This window comes from Pantoea sp. CFSAN033090, assembly GCF_001264395.1.
Taxonomy (GTDB): Bacteria; Pseudomonadota; Gammaproteobacteria; order Enterobacterales; family Enterobacteriaceae; genus Pantoea; species Pantoea agglomerans.
The window spans coordinates 462,880-480,290 of record NZ_LGYX01000007.1; the positions used below are offsets into that span (position 1 = coordinate 462,880).

The window sequence follows — 17,411 nt, forward strand, 5'->3', positions numbered from 1 at the left end:
AGGACTTACTCCTCTTTTTCGATCAGCAGCGCTTCCAGCAGATCCAGGTCGTGCAGTAACTTCTGCATCGTCTCATTGGAGATTTGCTGGGTGGCGCGCAGATGATAGACCTCAGCACGTTCGGCACGCAGTCCGGTCAGGCGGAAGCGACGCTCCAGGTTCTCGGCGAACAGCGCGTGTTCAAGGTCATTCTTCCCTTCAGCGCGACGACGTAAGTTGCCAATCACCCGCAGACTCACCTCTTTAAGCAGCTCCGGGTCGATGTTCTCTTCCGACTCATTCTCCAGCCGCTCTTCCATCTTGTGCAGGCTCTCAATGGCTGCGCCTGCCATTACCGCTCGCGCATTCTGCAACTCGCGACGGTGTGCGCCTTTATCAATGGTATCAATGCCGCGCAGCAGAATCGGCAGAATCACCACTCCCACCAGCAGCGAGAAGAGAATCACGCCGGTGGCGATAAAGACCAGTTCATAACGCGCCGGGAAAGGCTCGCCGTTGGTCAGGAACAGCGGAATCGACAGGACACCGGCCAGGGTAATCGCGCCGCGCACACCCGCAAAGGAGGCGATCAGCAGTTCACGCAACGAGTAGTTGGAGAACTCCAGCGGCTTCTTCTTCAGCAGGCGTTTGCTGAAGCGCTGCATAATCCACAGCCAGCCAAAACGCACGATCATCAGCGCGGCATAGACCAGCCCAATATCGGCAAACAGCATCCAGAGCTCGACGTTCGGATCGGCCTGCGCCTGATCAACAGAGGTCTGCAGAATATCCGGCAACTGCAGGCCCAGCATCAGGAAGACCATGCCGTTAAAGACGAACTCCAGCATCTGCCAGACGCTGTTGGCACGCAGGCGCATCGCCAGCGGTGCCTGACGAATAATACCGGAACGGGTGATGGTCATACCGGCAGCCACGGCCGCCAGGATGCCTGAGACACCCAGATGTTCAGCAATCAGGTAAGAGGCGAACGGCAGCAGCAGCAGCAGTACGGTCTGGGTAGCCGGATCGTCACCGCTCCAGCGGCTGAGCAGGCGCAGTGACTTACCGTAGAGCCAGCAAATCGCGACACCCGCAATCAGACCACCCACCGCCACTTTCAGGAACTCAACGCTGGCACCGCCCCAGGTAAACACCATGGTACCCATGGCGACTGCCACGGCAAATTTCAGCGATACCAGGCCCGATGCGTCATTCATCAGGGCTTCGCCCTGCACGATCGACATAATCTTTTTGGGAATGCGGCCCTCGCCAACAATGCCGGAAAGCGCCACGGCATCGGTCGGTGACAGCACCGCCGCCAGCGCAAAGGCAGGGATCAGCGGGATCCCTGGTACCAGCCAGTAAATCAGATAGCCGATGCCGATCACGGTAATCAGGACCAGCGCCAGTGCTAAGCCAATTATCTCGCGACCATGATGCAGGAACTCACTGATCGGCGTCTTCCAGCCATCCGCGAACAGCAGCGGCGGAATGAAGAGCACCAGAAACAGCTCCGGATCAAAGTCGACATGCAGACCAAAAGTTGGCCAGGCCAGCATCGCACCCACGGCGATCTGAACCAGCGGCAACGGGATCTGAAAAGGGAGAATGCGGGCCGCGACGCCAGAGAGCGACACGACCAGCGTCATGATGAGAATTGTAAAAAAGATTTCCATGCTTTCCTTAGGCGTCGTTTCTTTCAATCATTGGTTAAGCGCTAAAGTGTAAAACAAACTGCGGTGAAGATTGTCAGCTACGCGTGCGCCGGGCGGGAAAATAGTGGAAAATTCCGGACGTGCAGCCGCACGCCCGGTTGTACAGTCAGATCGCCCAGCCACCGGCGTAAAACGCCACCAGCGCGATAGCAATAATGACGGTGCCGACGTTGAGCTTACGCCATTCCCCCGCGAAGAGACGCCCCACGACCAGGCTGGCGAAACCGATCATAATGCCGGTGACGATGTTACAGGTGAGCACGATAATCACCGCCGTTAACAGGCCCGACATCGCATCGACAAAATCATTAAAGTCGACTTTCGCCACATTACTGAGCATCAGCAGACCCACATACATTAATGCAGGCGCGGTGGCGTAAGCCGGCACCAGATACGCCAGCGGTGACATAAACAGAATGGCAAGGAACAGCAGGCCGACCACAATCGCGGTAAGACCGGTTTTACCTCCCGCTGCCGTTCCTGCCGCCGATTCGATATAAACCGCAGCCGGTGACGCGCCCACCAGACCCGCGAACAGGCTGCTGACGGAGTCGCTAGTCAGCGCACGGCCACCATTGATAATCTGGCCCTGTTTATCCAGCAGATTTGCCTGACCCGCGACCGCGCGAATGGTGCCGGTCGCGTCAAAGACCGCCGTCATCACCAGTGCCAGCACGCTTGGCAGCACGACCGGCTGCATCGCACCCATAATGTCGAGGCTGAACAGCAGCGACTCACCGCTGGCATCACGCAGGCTCGGCAGCGCAAACAATCCTTTGTAGCTCACCGCCGGATCGAAAATCAGCCCCAGCAGCGAAATGGCGATAATTGTCATGAGAATACCGCCGGGCATCCGGCGCTTCTCCAGTCCAATAATCGCTGCCAGTCCCAGCAGCGTCATCATTACCGGAAAGGTGGTGAAGTGGCCCAGCGCCACCGGCAGGCCCGGTGCCGGGTTTTTCACTACCAGGCCTACACCGTCAGCCGCAATCAGCAGCAAAAACAGGCCAATTCCGACGCCAGTGCCGTGCGCCACGCCCATCGGCAGGTTACGCAGGATCCAGGCTCGAATGCCGGTCACTGAGATCAGGGTAAACAGCAGGCCCATCAGGAACACCGCGCCCAGCGCTACCGGCACGCTGATGTGCTGGCCCAGCACGAGGCTGAAAGCGGTAAAGGCGGTTAAGGAGATTGCACAGCCAATCGCCATCGGCAGATTGGCCCACAGTCCCATGATGATGGAACCAAAGCTGGCAACCAGGCAGGTGGCGACAAACACGGCAGTGGGGGGAAAACCGGCCTTGCCCAGCATCCCCGGCACCACGATGACGGAGTAGACCATCGCCAGGAAGGTGGTAAGTCCGGCCAGAATTTCCTGGCGCACGCTGCTGCCGCGCGCCGAGATCGAGAACCAGGCGTCCAGTTTTCCACTGGCCGGGCGTGATTCAGTTGACATAGTTGAGCCTCAAAAATTTTTGTTGTGTGGATCGCTCTGCGACCATCGCTGTCCCTGGAATAAGCGGGTAGACGGCGTCACTGTCGGGTTTACCCGGCAGGCAAACGTTTACCTTGCCGCAGATAGTTGGCCGCCAGAAGCGGCCAGATAAAAAGGCATGCGATTATCCGGCGTTTAGCGGCACATTTTCAACTGTCAGAGGGAGATTCTTCAGCATAAAGATCAGGCTTAAGTCGCCAGCAGCCACGTGGCCCAGGCCGACGTCAAACGCTGACGCCCTGAAGTTAACGCGATTTTCAGGGGGATGCGCACTGGCGCAGCCGTGATGAGACACGACCCGCCAGTGGAAGAGGGGAATTAACCTGGCAGCGAAAGCTCGCCGCCCTGATCGATCGCGCGCTGCCAGGCGGCACGCTGTTGCACAGTCTGCAGCCATTTCTGGCTGGCGGGCATCTGCTCCAGTCCGGCACGTCGCGCAAGCGCCAGCAGCGGAAAGCTCATCTGGATATCAGCGATACTGAAGCGCTGACCGGCGAACCAGGGATTTGCAGCCAGATGCTGTTCGATCATCTGCATGTGTGGCTTAAACTGTTTATCCAGAAACGCCTTCTGCACGCCTTTACCGAATGCCGCCCCGACCGGGCGCAGCAGCCACGGCACCGGTGCTTTACCCATCTGACCGAAGATCAGCTTCATCACCAGCAGCGGCATCAGCGAGCCTTCGGCATAGTGCAGCCAGTAGCGGCACTGCAGCCGCGACGCCTCATCACTCACTTTGAGCCGGAACTCGTGATCATATTTCTCTTCAAGATATTCGAGAATGGCACCTGACTCTGCCACTACCTGGTTCCCGTCGGTAATCACCGGTGATTTTCCCAGCGGATGCACTTTTTTCAGCGCCTCCGGGGCCAGCATGGTCGGTTCGCGTTGATAGCGTTTAATCTGGTACGGCACTTCCAGCTCTTCCAGCAGCCACAGCACCCGATGCGAGCGCGATTTCTCAAGATGGTGAACGGTGATCATCATGATTCCCTGTGTTTTGACCTTCACCAAGTATAGACGTCACTCCACATCCGGATGTTTATCATCCTGTTCCGGGTCAAGCAGCACCGCACCCGAGCCCTGCTGACCCAGCCGGTCGCCGGGATTGCGCAGCGGGCAGTCGCGCATCGACAAACAGCCGCAGCCGATACAGCCATCCAGGTCATTACGCAGGCGGGTCAGGGTTTCAATGCGCTTATCCAGCTCTTCGCGCCAGTGCTGCGTCAGCGCATCCCACTCCGGTGTCGACATGCGCTTGTCAGGCGGAATGTGATCCAGGCTGTCACTGACCGTTGCCAGCGGAATGCCGATACGCTGCGCAATCTTGATAATCGCGACGCGTCGCAGCACGTCACGGCTATATCGCCGCTGATTGCCGCTGTTGCGGGTGCTGAAAATAAGTCTTTTTGTCTCATAAAAGTGCAGCGCCGAAACCGCCACACCGCTGCGGCGCGCCACTTCACCCGGTGTTAAGACCGGTTTCGGATAGTTGCGTTCTTTTTTCATCAGGCTCTTTACCTCAAGTTAACTTGAGGAATTATACTCGCTCTCCATCAAAACCACTAAACTCCCATTACCGCTTATTAAGCACCAGAAGGATGAGACCATGATGCAAGAAGAGATCATTCATTCCCTGACGCACTGGATTGACCAGAACCTGGATAAGAGCCTGTCGATCGATGAGGTTGCCGCAAAATCGGGCTATTCGAAATGGCATCTGCAGCGTATGTTCCGTTCGGTAACGAAACAGACGCTGGGTGGCTATATTCGCGAGCGCCGTCTGACGCTGGCAGCGGAAGCGCTGTCACAGACACAGCGGCCGGTTTTTGATATTGCGATGCAGTATGGCTATGACTCGCAGCAGACCTTCTCCCGCGTGTTTCGTCGTCAGTTTTCACAGACGCCTACCGCTTACCGCCATACCATGCGCCGCCAGGCGATTCAGCGCCCTCGCCTGCTGAGTTTTGGCTGCAATGACGGTATCAGTAGCTTCACCCAGCGCACGACCGGCGAGTGCTGTCCGGTTCGTTGACCCCTCAGATGCGCCCGCCCGGGCGCATCTGACTGATTTCCCCGCCGTTCTTCTTCTACTGCTCACTATTCCCTCACGCCGCTACCATACCAGAGTCAAATTTTGTTCAAAATTTAAAATCGGGTGATATAATGTGACCCAAGTCACACTTTGAACCTGGGTTGACGGCGAAAAAGCACCCCCTGACACACTTTTCCGCCGCCGGTGATGTCCGCAGATTGTCAGGAATACTTACTGATATTGAGGTCCGGCCGATGGCTACGTTAACCGCCAGTTTACTTGTTATGCGTTGGGAATTGCTGAGCGCAATCATGATGTTTTTTGCCAGCACCCTGAAAACCAAACTTCGTCAGGATAGCCGTCACGTGATGGCATTTATGTGTGGCGGGATTGGTTTAGGCATGACCTGCTGGTTTGTTACCGGTCTGATGGGCATTACCCTGAGCATGGATAACGTGCATAACTTTCTGGAAATCTCAAAGCATGCCTTTATCGATGTGATGAGCCAGGCGCCTGCTGACTGGCCGATGCCCTGATTTTTGCGCATAAAAAACCCCGCTTAGCGGGGTTTTTTATATTGCTGTGTGTGCTTAAATTTTCTTCAACATGGCAGGGATATTAACATCCTGCACTGTAACGCCCGGGCTCTGCGTTCCGCGGCGGTCCTGAATCCACATATCTCCCATCATCTGATTTAAACCACGATCTAATCCGGTGACCAGTCCTGCACCTGGGGTGAAGGTCAGTTCGCCAAAGTAGATCCGCTCGTCATGGATATACCAGTCCACACGCACGTAGTCGAAATCACTGGCCAGCTTCTTGCTCAGTTCGAGCGCATGTTCCAGTGACGGCATAATCGGTGAGACATCCAGACCGGTATCGCGAATCTTGTGATAGGCCTCATTGAGGTTATTCACGTAGAAATTCATCGACAGCAGCGGCTGGCAGCGGTTGTAGATCACCTGCAGCACATATTCGAACTTGCCATCACGCTTGTTGAACATATGAAACTTGTAATCAATCGGCGCGCTTTTGCCATCACCAATGTACTTCTCAACCAGGATACGTGGCTTGATGTAGCGATAGTGAATCTCACGCGCTTCGTTGGCGAAGTCGGTCTTCAGCCAGCGATAGCAGTCATGAATGATCTGCTGCTTGCGCAGTGCGTCTGGCTCCTCCAGCAGAATCTCTACCATGTTGGAGGCGTGGTTCGGCTTGATCACCGTCCCCTTCCAGCAGGGTAAGCTGTTCAGCGTGGTCGGGTCAGTCGTTTCGTGTACCAGCGGGATCAGGTATTCATTACCGATTTTTTCAGCAATGAATTCGCGCACCGAGTACTTATCTGACAGACGACCATAGCTTTGGTAATCGCCGAAGATAAACTTACGGTACAACACCTTCTCGTTGAACACTTTTGGCTGACGCAGATTGGGCAGCTTTCTGAACTTATGGAAGTAGTAGATGCGGTCCTGATAAGCCCAGGGCATCTTCTTAATAAAATACTGCACACTTCTTCTGAGTTCTTCTTTCAACTTGAGCATATCTGACCTCATTTGTATGTTTTGTAGTTGAGTGAGGAAACCTGAATCTTTTGAATGACGCCGTTTTTAAAGAAGTAATTCATTACGGTCAGGGACAAAAGTTCTGAAAGGAAAACGCTCCACGCGGCCCCCATGATGCCGTGCCCCTGGATCAACCACCAGGAGAGCGGCAAACTGATGACCATCAGGCAGATGATTTTCCTCAGCAAGTAGTTAAATCCTCCCTCTTTGACCATGTAGCGATACGCTACGGTCCCCATTGCCGAAAAGCTGGTCGCTATCGACAGCAACGTAATGAGACTTCCTGACTGAGTGAATTCCGGGCCGTACAACGCAATGATGATCCGCTCGCCATAAAGCGAAATGACCAGCAGCATCAGCAATGAAACCGCCATAACATAGCCATTGAGCCGCGCAGCCAGCTTAATGGCGACCTCGCCCCGCTCCCTGAAGATTTCAGTGAAGCAGGAGGTGATGAGCGCCACCGGGATAAAAATCCATGAGGCGGAAATGGTATTCGCCGCCGCAAACAGCCCGAGGTCGCGCGCGGGTGCCGTGCCTGCCAGGAACATCTGCGCCGCTTTTACCTGCACAGAGATAAAGATGCTGGAGATCGCCAGCGGCAGACCGGCATACATCAGATAACGCAGATAGGCCGTGCGCTTTTCGCGTGGTGGCATCTGATCCTGATGGTCCTGATAGAAGTTGTGACGCTTAATCAGGTAAGGCACCAGTGTCACTGCGACAATCGACAGCGTCAGCCAGAGCGGATTAAGACGCAGCCAGGCGACGGTGAAGCTGATGCCGAAACTCAGCAGCATGCCCACGGCGTTGGCGATGGTGTTAAGACGCGAGGCAAGACGCGCGTTGTTATAAACGCTGAAGGTGTCCTGGGTGACAAAAACCGAGGCAACAAATGAGGCCAGTGCAAACGCCAGGAAATTTTCCTGCATGTTGTACCAGACCCAGATTAAGACTGGCACCGAAGTGACCAGCAACAGCACCATTCTCATCGTGCGGGCGATGGTCATCAGGCGCAGGCCTTTTGACGCATTTTTGCTGACGCGTTTAAACAGAATGGTTTCGGTGCCAAAGATTGCAACGGTTTGCACCATCGCAAATAGTGAAGTAGAAAACGCCATCTGGCCAAACACCGTTGGGCCAAAGGATTTCGCCACGTAAGACGTCACAAAAATGACGCCAAAAACGGAGATGATCTTCTCAGACATCATCCAGGCGGCATTAGACATTACGCTCAATTTCATCGACTCTTCCTTAGTATTACTCAACTACAACCGCTTCGGTACAACATCCCTGTAACGAATTAATAAGCGCTCAGTGGGCCTGGCGAAAATGTAAGACTTCAGACCAAGCTGGTCCGAAAATTGAGATGTAAATCATGATCCGGAGTGTTAATTCAGGATAATTCTTATTATAAATGGCGCGAATCACTTCAGATGGAAACGATTTCAGGCTGAAAATAAAACAACCTTTAAGAGCCCTTCCCGCCATATTAATCAAGTCGGTCAGGCTAAATATCCAATGTACGTAGAATTTTTTCGTATTTTGGATGCGATGAATTTATAACAAAAATCCCCCTCCAGGAAGGCACGCCCACCGGATAAGAATAAAATAAGATTTATCCCATGATGATATTTATTCTAAATATCTTAATTTAGGCTTCGCAATTCAATTCGCGCACTTTAATACTGCCTTAATAGAATCTTACAGTGCCAGAAATTATTAAAGTCATTCTCATCCATTAATCGATAAGAAAGGTAAGAGCATTTATGAGAAAGTCACGATACAGCGAAGATCAAATCACAAATGCCATTAAAGCTTCTGAATCGGGCGTGAAAGTCAGAGAGATTTGTGAAGAGTTAGGCATCTCTGAAGCCACGTTCTACAGCTGGAAGAAGAAGTTTTCTGGGTTGTCTTCGGAAGAAGGCAGAAAAATCAAAGAGCTGGAAGAAAAACTGCAGAACATCACGCGTGAACTGCAGACGCTCAACTCGGACAAAGAGATGCTGCAGAGCGTTCTGAAGCACTTCTTTACCACTAATGAAAAACGTCAGGCTGTGGATTTCCTGCAGGCCACCTTTGACATTGGCACCCGTCGCAGCTGCCGCTTATTAGATATCAGTCGCAGCGTATACCATTATCCGTCAGGCACGGAGAACCGCTAAACCCCAATGCTACCGCGCTTTTTAGACTTAACGCTGAGATTTGTTCTTACCAGAAGAGATGAAGATCATTTAACAGGACAATTGCGGCACCCTTTTCCGCTCCATTTATAACTAATGAATGGCTTCACGGCTAAGCTTCTTTTTTTGCGGTAAAATTGATTCACAACAGCAAACGTCTCGCATTCTACGGCTACTCTTCCCTTCCCAATCTCGTTTACGCGGGATTGGGCCCTCCCTTTCTTACGTAAGCCCAGCTAATCGTCGGAACTAAATCGTCTCAATATCATTAAGCCAATTTAAACATCGCGCAAAAAATAATCACCGTACATTTGAGTTAATGCTGGACCTGACTCAAATTTTTGCGGCTGCGTTTAATTCCGGGGAATGGGTTAATGGCATATACTTTCTCCAGGATTAATCCAGGATAAATAGTTTATTGCTCCTTATCACTAACGTTATGTGTCTATCTTTTCGCTCTCTTCATTGCGCATCATTGATGCCAGAGATTAATCTTTAATTATTAACGCAGCGGCGGAGTTTTCTTACTCATTCATCACTGAGTGAAGTTAATAGTGGTTTTCTGCCTCCCTTTCTCAGGACCATACCGCAATAAAAAGCCGCTGATAAAAGCATAACGTCCATAATGCTGCGCTATTTTTCCTGATTAACGACCGATATCTGAACAGTTACCCGCTGCCAGCGCTGAACATGGCTATGTTCAGGAGACCATCAGTCCCGTTTTTTCACTGACAAACAGGGGATGAGAGAGGCTTTCGGGGGTTAAGGTACGATTACGCAGAGGCATGAAATCGATTTCGCGGCACAAATCTGTCGCAGAGCGGGCAAATCGGGGTAGGGTTTAATCTTAAAAAGCCGCGCGGCGTGTTATCCGCGCGGCAGAGGTCTTTTGGCGATCTTCGCGGTTTACTCTTTAATCGCGACGACGAGAGGCTGCGGTTTGATGCGCATTGCCCACAGGACACCAGCCATCAGACAAATAATCCCCGTCACGGTGAGCAGGGGTGGCCAGCTTTGATACCAGAGAAAAGTCCACAACAGGCCGAAAAGGATCTCAAAAACAATCAGTGGCCCCATCAGTACGGTGGGAAGACGCTGGCTGGCAGCGTTCCAGCATAAGGTCCCGAGCCAGGAACAGAGCAGACCAATCGCCAGCATCAGGGAGATAAACACTGCAGGACGCGGCCCAAACGGCAGCGAAAAAGCCGGCTGTTGCCAGGCGAGCTGCGCGCTGACCAGCGCGTACATGATTAGCGCCATCGGCAGCGTCACGACTCCCTGCGCTGTTGCCCAGGTCGAGGGCCGCAGTTCGGGATGTGTACGCAGCCAGCGGGCATTGCGCAGCGGATACCAGGTCCAGCAGACCACAGCCAGCAGCGCCAGCGCGATACCGGTCAGATAACGGCTGAGATCAAGCGTGTGGCCCTGACTCTGTAGCTCCGCCGCATTCACGCAGAGTAATCCGGCCGCCATCATGACCAGTGCCGGAAACAGCCGCCGCCACGGCAGGCGTCCTTCAAGATGGCCGTAACAGAGATTGGCCGTCACAGCGATCACCACCGGCAGCGTGCCGATAATCATGGTGGAGACCGGCCCGCCAGTGCGCTGAATGGCGTTCGCCAGAAACGCATAGTAGAAGAGGTTTCCCACCAGCGAGAGCTTTACCGCTTCACGCCAGTCAGCCCGGGCCAGCTTGCGCAGGCGATGACGACCGTGCCAGGCCAGCGGCAGCGCAATCAGCCCAAACGCCACATAACGTCCCGCCGATTGCAGCGCGCCAGGATAGTCAGGCACCAGCAGCGGCCCGACAAAGATCAGCCCCCACAGCAGTCCGGCGGTGACGGCAAACATGACACCAGCAAACATAATTTCTTCCTTATATAGCTTTTTCGTTCAGTGTGGCGGGTTCGGGCGGGGAATGCTTGTAGCAGATTGCGGTGGTATCAGGGCTGGCGCACCTGCTTTTGATAGCGGCCCGGCGTGATGCCATAACGGTTTGCAAAGGCGCGGGTCAGATGGGCCTGATCGGTTAATCCCACCGCCGCCGCAACGCTGGCAGCCGCTTCACCCTGTGCCAGCCTTTGCTTGGCGTCGTAAAGCCGGAAAGCCATCAGCATCTGATGCGGCGTAACGTGATAGTGCTGACGAAAGGCGCGTAAGAAGTGCCACGGCGAAAGCGAGGCCAGCGCCGCCAGCTCATCCAGCCGCACCGGTTCTGCGAGGTTTGCGCGCAGAAAATCTCTTACCTGATCAAAACGATGCCGTGCATCCGGTCTGCCCTGTGAGGACATGCGTGCCAGCGGACGAATCTGCAACAGCAGTTCAGCCAGCAGGCTCTGGCGCGCCAGTGGTGATTCCGCCTGCCAGAGTGTCGCCAGCGTGCGGGAGAGCGGCCGCGCCACGCGCGGATCGGTCAACAGCGCCTCGTTGAACCACCAGCCGCGATCGCCGGTCAGTTCATCCATCAGCTGCGGCTGAATGTAGATCATCTGGTAGCGCCAGCCCTCTTCACACGCTGACTCACCGGTATGCAGCTCATCCGGATTCATCATGACCAGCGAGTTCTCCGGCGCAGTATATTCGGTGCCGCGGTAGCGAAAGCGTTGCGCGCCCGCTTCAATGGTGCCGATACCAAAGGCTTCATGGGTATGGGGTTCAAATGCGTAGCGGGAGATGTGGGCCTGATAGAGTTCCACACCGGGCAGCTCGGCGAGTTGCTGAAACCGGGCGCGGTCTTTCTCACAGGGAAAACTCGCCGGAACACCTTCCACTTCTCTCTCCTTATTTAACCAGTCGGTTTAGCATGCCTGTGACAGGGGGGAAAATGCAAAAGATTGCTTTCCGCAATGCCTCAGGTAACACTGCTTTTTTCAAACCAGATGGGATTAAGCATGGCACAGCGGGTAGTCGTGGTCATTGATATGCAGAATGGCGTCTTCAGCACGCCACGCTTCGACACAGCGGGAAGGATTGCACAGATTAACCGGCTGACCGAACGCGCCGATATCACAATATTTATCCAGCACCGCGAAGGCGAGATGTGCGAGGGTAATGCGGCTTTCGAGCTGCTGCCGGAAATCGCTCAGCCTGCTGGCGCACACTATGTGACCAAAACTGCCTGCGACAGCTTCTGGCACACCGACCTGGCCGCGCTGTTAAAGAGGCTGGCGGTAGAGGAATTAGTGGTGTGCGGTTGTGCCACTGACTACTGCCTGGATACCACGATAAAAGTCGGTGCCAGTGCGGGCTATGCGATTACCGTTGCCGCCGATGCGCACACCACGGCAGATCGCCGCTGGGTCAGCGCCGAAGCACTGATTAACCAGCACAATGACGTGTGGGCCTCACTGCTGATCCCCGGCAACGTGCCGCGTGTGCTGAGCACGGAGGCGATTCTGGCGGAATGGTCGTAGCTGGCCGCCAGACGCCGCGCATAAAAAAAGCCCGCAAAGCGGGCTTTTTTTGTACTCTCTGGCCAACGGAATCAGAACGGAATATCGTCGTCGAAATCCATTGGTGGTTCGTTGTTGTTGCTGGCCGGCGCGCTCTGTGGCTGCGGCTGCGGACGGGACTGCGCGCCACCACTGAACTGGTTATTGTTGCCCTGCGGCTGCTGCGGCTGACCCCAGCCATTGTTGTTGCCACCGCCCTGCGCGCCACCACCGGCTGGAGCGCCTGCACCGGCATTACCGCCCTGCTGACGGCCACCCAGCATCTGCATGGTACCACCAACGTTAACCACGACTTCGGTGGTGTAACGCTCCTGGCCACCCTGATCCTGCCATTTACGGGTGCGCAGCTGGCCTTCGATATAGACCTGCGACCCTTTTTTCAGGTATTCACCCGCGACTTCAGCCAGTTTGCCAAACAGCACCACACGGTGCCACTCAGTGATCTCTTTGTTTTCACCGGTCTGCTTGTCGCGCCAGCTTTCCGACGTAGCCAGCGTAATGTTGGCAACAGCGCCACCATTTGGCATATAACGTACTTCCGGATCCTGACCCAGATTCCCGACAAGAATCACTTTGTTAACGCCACGACTGGCCATGTTGCTGTCTCCCGATGAGTTAATGCATACAGTCTAATCTATCAATTCTAACACGTCCTGCGGTCTGTTTCCCACTTTCGAGCGGGGTTCCAGTTTTAATCCGCTGCGCGCCGGAGGCTGAGAGTACTGGATATTTATTCAGTCTATTTTTTGTGCCATAATGACACGTTTATTCTGGCCGTGTCGGCAAGGCGCGGTGAGTGCTGCTAATCCGGGAAAGGTGAATGGATAAGATCGAAGTTCGTGGTGCCCGCACCCATAATTTGAAAAACATCAACCTGACCATCCCACGCGACAAACTCATTGTGGTAACCGGCCTGTCAGGTTCCGGTAAATCCTCACTGGCGTTTGATACGCTGTATGCGGAAGGTCAGCGCCGCTATGTGGAGTCGCTCTCTGCGTATGCGCGCCAGTTTCTTTCGTTAATGGAGAAGCCGGACGTCGATCATATCGAAGGTTTGTCGCCCGCCATTTCCATTGAACAGAAATCCACCTCACACAACCCACGCTCGACCGTGGGAACCATCACCGAGATCCATGATTACCTGCGTCTGCTGTTTGCCCGCGTTGGCGAACCGCGCTGCCCGGATCATGATGTGCCGCTGGCGGCGCAGACCGTCAGCCAGATGGTCGATCAGGTGCTCTCCCTGCCGGAAGGCCGTCGCCTGATGCTGCTGGCGCCGGTGGTGAAAGATCGTAAGGGTGAGCACACCAAAACGCTGGAGAATCTGGCGACCCAGGGCTATATCCGTGCGCGTATTGATGGCGAAGTGTGTGACCTCTCCGATCCGCCAAAACTCGAGCTGCAGAAGAAGCACACCATTGAAGTGGTGATTGACCGCTTTAAAGTACGTGAAGATCTCGCAACCCGCCTGGCGGAATCGTTTGAGACCACGCTGGAGCTCTCCGGCGGGACGGCCATCGTGGCGGACATGGATGACAGCGCCGCAGAAGAGCTGCTCTTCTCGGCTAACTTCGCCTGCCCGATCTGTGGTTACAGCATGAGCGAGCTGGAGCCGCGCCTGTTCTCGTTTAACAACCCGGCGGGCGCCTGTCCGACCTGTGACGGCCTTGGCGTACAGCAATATTTTGACCCTGACCGCGTGGTGCAGAATCCTGAACTCTCGCTGGCGGGCGGTGCAATCCGCGGCTGGGATCGCCGCAATTTCTACTACTTCCAGATGCTGCGTTCGCTGGCGGAACACCTCGATTTTGATATCGAAGCGTCGTTCGGCAGCCTGCCAGAAAACGTACAGAAAGTGATTCTGTACGGATCAGGCAAAGAGAGCATCGAATTCAAGTACATCAACGATCGCGGCGACACCTCGGTGCGCCGTCATCCGTTTGAAGGGGTGCTCAATAACATGGAGCGCCGCTACAAAGAGACAGAGTCCTCAGCGGTACGCGAAGAGCTGGCGAAATTTATCAGCAACCGCGCCTGTGCCAGCTGTGAAGGAACCCGTCTGCGTCGTGAAGCGCGTCATGTCTTCGTGGAGAACACCACGCTGCCGACCATCTCTGAGATGAGCATCGGCCATGCGATGTCCTTCTTTGAAAACATGAAACTCAGCGGCCAGCGTGCGCAGATCGCCGAGAAAATTTTGAAAGAGATTGGCGATCGCCTGAGCTTCCTGGTCAACGTCGGCCTGAACTATCTTTCGATGTCGCGTTCCGCCGAGACCCTGTCCGGTGGTGAAGCACAGCGTATCCGTCTGGCCAGCCAGATCGGTGCCGGTCTGGTCGGCGTGATGTATGTGCTGGATGAGCCTTCAATCGGCCTGCACCAGCGCGACAACGAACGCCTGCTCGGCACCCTGATTCATCTGCGCGACCTCGGTAACACGGTGATCGTGGTTGAGCATGATGAAGATGCGATTCGTGCCGCTGACCATGTGATCGATATCGGTCCGGGTGCGGGCGTACATGGCGGCCAGGTGGTGGCTGAAGGCACGGTTGATCAGATCATGGCGCAGGAAGCGTCACTGACCGGCCAGTTCCTGAGCGGCAAGCGTGGCATTGCAGTGCCAGAGGAGCGCGTCAAAGGCGACCCGGCCAAAGTCCTGAAGATTACTGGCGCACGCGGCAACAACCTCAAGGATGTCACGCTGACGCTGCCGGTCGGACTGTTCACCTGTATTACCGGTGTTTCCGGCTCGGGTAAATCGACCCTGATCAACGATACGCTCTTCCCGATTGCCCAACGGGCGCTGAACGGCGCGACCATCGCCGAACCGGCACCTTACCGTGACGTGGCGGGACTGGAGCACTTCGACAAAGTAATCGACATCGACCAGAGCCCGATTGGTCGTACACCGCGCTCCAACCCGGCCACCTACACCGGCATCTTCACCCCGGTGCGTGAACTGTTTGCGGGCGTGCCGGAAGCGCGTTCGCGCGGCTATAATCCGGGCCGCTTCAGCTTTAACGTGCGTGGCGGACGCTGTGAAGCCTGTCAGGGCGATGGCGTGCTGAAAGTCGAAATGCACTTCCTGCCGGACATTTATGTGCCGTGCGATCAGTGCAAAGGCAAACGCTATAACCGTGAAACGCTGGAAGTGAAGTACAAAGGCAAGAGCATTCACGAAGTGCTGGAAATGACCATCGAAGAGGCACGTGAGTTCTTCGATGCGGTGCCGGCGCTGGCGCGTAAGTTGCAGACGCTGATCGATGTGGGCCTCACCTACATCCGCCTCGGTCAGTCCGCGACCACCCTTTCCGGCGGTGAAGCCCAGCGCGTGAAGCTGGCGCGTGAGCTGTCGAAGCGTGGCACGGGTCAGACGCTCTACATTCTGGATGAACCGACCACCGGCCTGCACTTTGCCGATATCCAGCAGTTGCTGGAAGTGCTGCATAAGCTGCGCGATCAGGGCAACACCATCGTGGTGATTGAGCACAACCTCGATGTGGTTAAAACTGCAGACTGGATTGTCGACCTGGGTCCGGAAGGCGGCAGCGGCGGCGGTGAAATCCTGGTGGCTGGTACGCCAGAAACCGTGGCGGAGTGTGAGAAATCACATACCGCGCGCTTCCTGAAGCCACTGTTACAGAAGTAATTCTGTCAGGCCCGCCGCGTGCGGGCCTTTTACTCTCCCCTGTCGATTCAGCCAGAAAATTGCAGAATCAGGCAAGATTCAGACATGTATAGGCATATACGCTTTTCCCCACGCTGACTATCCTTAAGCGGTTCCTCTTTGGCACGCCCCTGGCGTCGCCCTGTTTTCGCAGCACATCAACGCTGCTGCACTTCATCGAATAACACTCACGACACATCGAAACTGGAGACACCATGAATATTACGCATGCGTATGCTGCTCAGGATGCAAAATCCAAACTGGCACCGTTCGATTTTAAGCCGCGTGAGCTGCGCGCCCATGACGTTCAGCTTGAGGTGCTGTTCTGTGGCGTTTGCCACTCAGACCTGCATCAGGCCCGTAATGAGTGGAAAAACACCATTTTTCCCGTGGTTCCGGGCCATGAAATTGTCGGTCGCGTCACGGCCGTTGGCCCGCAGACTCAGAAATACAAAGTCGGCGATCTGGTCGGCGTAGGCTGCATGGTCGATTCGTGCCGCAGCTGTCCGAGCTGTCAGCAGGGTCTGGAGCAGTATTGTGAAAACGGCTTTGTTGGCACCTATAACGGTGAAGATCGTGAAACCGGCGCCATTACCTACGGCGGTTACTCAACGTCGATGGTGGTTGATGAGAGCTTTGTGCTGCGCATTCCCGAGAACCTGGAGCTGGCGGGCGTGGCACCGCTGCTGTGTGCCGGTATCACCACTTACTCGCCGCTGCGCCACTGGAATGTCGGCCCGGGCAAGAAAGTGGGTATCGTAGGCTTAGGCGGCCTGGGCCATATGGGCGTGAAAATTGCCCATGCCATGGGCGCACATGTGGTGCTGTTCACCACCTCGCCTTCCAAAATTGAAGATGGCAAACGTCTGGGTGCCGATGAAGTCGTGATCTCTAAAGATGCGGAGCAGATGGCGCAGCACGCCAACAGCTTCGACTTCATTCTGAATACCGTGGCGGCTCAGCACGATCTCAACCCCTTCATCACCCTGCTGAAGCTGGATGGCAACATGACGCTGGTGGGTGCACCGGAGCACGATCACCCGGCACCGCAGGTATTTAACCTGATCTTCAAGCGTCGCAGCATCGCCGGTTCACTGATTGGCGGCATCGCAGAGACCCAGGAGATGCTCGATTTCTGTGGTGAGCACGGCATTACGTCAGACATTGAACTGATCGCGATGGACCAGATCAATGAAGCCTATGAGCGCATGCTGAAAAGCGATGTGAAATACCGCTTCGTTATCGACATCAATACCCTGCGCGAGCAACCTGCCGCGTAACCCGCTGCCTCTGAAACCCTCTTGCTCAGGTAAGAGGGTTTTT

At 55.1% G+C, this 17,411-nt stretch carries 15 protein-coding genes; 6 read left to right on the top strand and 9 right to left on the bottom strand.

Annotation, left to right across the window (positions count from 1 at the left end; all coding sequences use genetic code 11):
• Positions 1-5: 5 nt before the first annotated feature.
• The 4 genes from AFL22_RS08930 to soxR form a co-directional block, all read right to left on the bottom strand.
• Positions 6-1,655, bottom strand: a complete 1,650-nt coding sequence (locus AFL22_RS08930) for a Na+/H+ antiporter (RefSeq protein WP_010252155.1) — start codon at positions 1,653-1,655, stop codon at positions 6-8.
• Between the two features lie 145 nt (positions 1,656-1,800).
• A complete protein-coding gene (locus tag AFL22_RS08935; protein ID WP_022625223.1) occupies positions 1,801-3,150 on the bottom strand; it encodes an NCS2 family permease in 1,350 nt (449 codons plus the stop codon).
• Positions 3,151-3,507: 357 nt separating this feature from the next.
• A complete protein-coding gene (locus AFL22_RS08940; RefSeq protein WP_052271199.1) occupies positions 3,508-4,173 on the bottom strand; it encodes a glutathione S-transferase in 666 nt (221 codons plus the stop codon).
• 39 nt (positions 4,174-4,212) lie between these two features.
• Positions 4,213-4,698: a redox-sensitive transcriptional activator SoxR gene (gene soxR, locus AFL22_RS08945; protein ID WP_052271200.1), complete on the bottom strand. Its 486-nt coding sequence runs from the start codon at positions 4,696-4,698 to the stop codon at positions 4,213-4,215.
• Positions 4,699-4,798: 100 nt separating this feature from the next.
• Between soxR and soxS the strand changes: the two genes are divergently transcribed.
• Entirely contained in the window at positions 4,799-5,224 is a 426-nt protein-coding gene (gene soxS / locus AFL22_RS08950; protein WP_010252163.1) for a superoxide response transcriptional regulator SoxS, read from the top strand.
• A 254-nt stretch (positions 5,225-5,478) separates the two neighbouring features.
• Complete coding sequence (locus tag AFL22_RS08955) at positions 5,479-5,760, top strand: YjcB family protein (RefSeq protein ID WP_010252166.1); 282 nt, start codon at positions 5,479-5,481, stop codon at positions 5,758-5,760.
• Between the two features lie 54 nt (positions 5,761-5,814).
• Here the strand turns inward: AFL22_RS08955 and AFL22_RS08960 are convergent, their stop codons facing one another.
• Positions 5,815-6,765 (bottom strand): ATP-grasp fold amidoligase family protein, encoded by a 951-nt coding sequence (locus AFL22_RS08960; RefSeq protein ID WP_010252168.1) that lies wholly within the window; start codon positions 6,763-6,765, stop codon positions 5,815-5,817.
• A gap of 8 nt (positions 6,766-6,773) precedes the next feature.
• Entirely contained in the window at positions 6,774-8,030 is a 1,257-nt protein-coding gene (locus AFL22_RS08965) for an oligosaccharide flippase family protein (protein WP_031591774.1), read from the bottom strand.
• Positions 8,031-8,555: 525 nt separating this feature from the next.
• Here AFL22_RS08965 and AFL22_RS08970 point away from each other — a divergent pair.
• A complete protein-coding gene (locus AFL22_RS08970; RefSeq protein ID WP_003855733.1) occupies positions 8,556-8,951 on the top strand; it encodes a transposase in 396 nt (131 codons plus the stop codon).
• Between the two features lie 924 nt (positions 8,952-9,875).
• On the opposite strand, the gene AFL22_RS08975 is transcribed toward AFL22_RS08970, so the two are convergent.
• A complete protein-coding gene (locus AFL22_RS08975) occupies positions 9,876-10,835 on the bottom strand; it encodes a DMT family transporter (protein ID WP_033770841.1) in 960 nt (319 codons plus the stop codon).
• Between the two features lie 77 nt (positions 10,836-10,912).
• The gene (locus AFL22_RS08980; protein ID WP_010252176.1) at positions 10,913-11,740 is read right to left on the bottom strand and encodes an AraC family transcriptional regulator; all 828 of its coding nucleotides are present in this window, start codon (positions 11,738-11,740) and stop codon (positions 10,913-10,915) included.
• A gap of 120 nt (positions 11,741-11,860) precedes the next feature.
• Here AFL22_RS08980 and AFL22_RS08985 point away from each other — a divergent pair, with 120 nt between their 5' ends.
• Positions 11,861-12,382 carry an isochorismatase family protein gene (locus AFL22_RS08985; RefSeq protein ID WP_052271218.1) on the top strand — a complete coding sequence of 174 codons (522 nt, stop codon included), beginning with the start codon at positions 11,861-11,863 and terminating at the stop codon, positions 12,380-12,382.
• Between the two features lie 71 nt (positions 12,383-12,453).
• On the opposite strand, the gene ssb1 is transcribed toward AFL22_RS08985, so the two are convergent.
• A complete protein-coding gene (gene ssb1 / locus AFL22_RS08990) occupies positions 12,454-13,017 on the bottom strand; it encodes a single-stranded DNA-binding protein SSB1 (protein WP_010252180.1) in 564 nt (187 codons plus the stop codon).
• Between the two features lie 224 nt (positions 13,018-13,241).
• Between ssb1 and uvrA the strand changes: the two genes are divergently transcribed.
• Both uvrA and AFL22_RS09000 read left to right on the top strand, forming a co-directional pair.
• On the top strand, positions 13,242-16,070 hold the full coding sequence (gene uvrA, locus AFL22_RS08995) for an excinuclease ABC subunit UvrA (protein ID WP_052271201.1): 2,829 nt from the start codon (positions 13,242-13,244) through the stop codon (positions 16,068-16,070).
• A gap of 233 nt (positions 16,071-16,303) precedes the next feature.
• Positions 16,304-17,368, top strand: coding sequence for an NAD(P)-dependent alcohol dehydrogenase (locus AFL22_RS09000; RefSeq protein WP_010252184.1), 1,065 nt, complete (start codon positions 16,304-16,306; stop codon positions 17,366-17,368).
• Positions 17,369-17,411 lie beyond the last annotated feature (43 nt).

What these genes read in the sequence shown, in the direction of transcription:
- AFL22_RS08965 (WP_031591774.1), bottom strand. Translation starts at nt 8,030, where the DNA reads ATGAAATTGAGCGTAATGTCTAATGCCGCCTGGATGATGTCTGAGAAG.
- AFL22_RS09000 (WP_010252184.1), top strand. Translation starts at nt 16,304, where the DNA reads ATGAATATTACGCATGCGTATGCTGCTCAGGATGCAAAATCCAAACTG.
- AFL22_RS08935 (WP_022625223.1), bottom strand. Translation starts at nt 3,150, where the DNA reads ATGTCAACTGAATCACGCCCGGCCAGTGGAAAACTGGACGCCTGGTTC.
- AFL22_RS08955 (WP_010252166.1), top strand. Translation starts at nt 5,479, where the DNA reads ATGGCTACGTTAACCGCCAGTTTACTTGTTATGCGTTGGGAATTGCTG.
- AFL22_RS08970 (WP_003855733.1), top strand. Translation starts at nt 8,556, where the DNA reads ATGAGAAAGTCACGATACAGCGAAGATCAAATCACAAATGCCATTAAA.
- AFL22_RS08975 (WP_033770841.1), bottom strand. Translation starts at nt 10,835, where the DNA reads ATGTTTGCTGGTGTCATGTTTGCCGTCACCGCCGGACTGCTGTGGGGG.
- ssb1 (WP_010252180.1), bottom strand. Translation starts at nt 13,017, where the DNA reads ATGGCCAGTCGTGGCGTTAACAAAGTGATTCTTGTCGGGAATCTGGGT.
- soxR (WP_052271200.1), bottom strand. Translation starts at nt 4,698, where the DNA reads ATGAAAAAAGAACGCAACTATCCGAAACCGGTCTTAACACCGGGTGAA.
- AFL22_RS08940 (WP_052271199.1), bottom strand. Translation starts at nt 4,173, where the DNA reads ATGATCACCGTTCACCATCTTGAGAAATCGCGCTCGCATCGGGTGCTG.
- AFL22_RS08930 (WP_010252155.1), bottom strand. Translation starts at nt 1,655, where the DNA reads ATGGAAATCTTTTTTACAATTCTCATCATGACGCTGGTCGTGTCGCTC.
- AFL22_RS08985 (WP_052271218.1), top strand. Translation starts at nt 11,861, where the DNA reads ATGGCACAGCGGGTAGTCGTGGTCATTGATATGCAGAATGGCGTCTTC.
- uvrA (WP_052271201.1), top strand. Translation starts at nt 13,242, where the DNA reads ATGGATAAGATCGAAGTTCGTGGTGCCCGCACCCATAATTTGAAAAAC.
- AFL22_RS08960 (WP_010252168.1), bottom strand. Translation starts at nt 6,765, where the DNA reads ATGCTCAAGTTGAAAGAAGAACTCAGAAGAAGTGTGCAGTATTTTATT.
- soxS (WP_010252163.1), top strand. Translation starts at nt 4,799, where the DNA reads ATGATGCAAGAAGAGATCATTCATTCCCTGACGCACTGGATTGACCAG.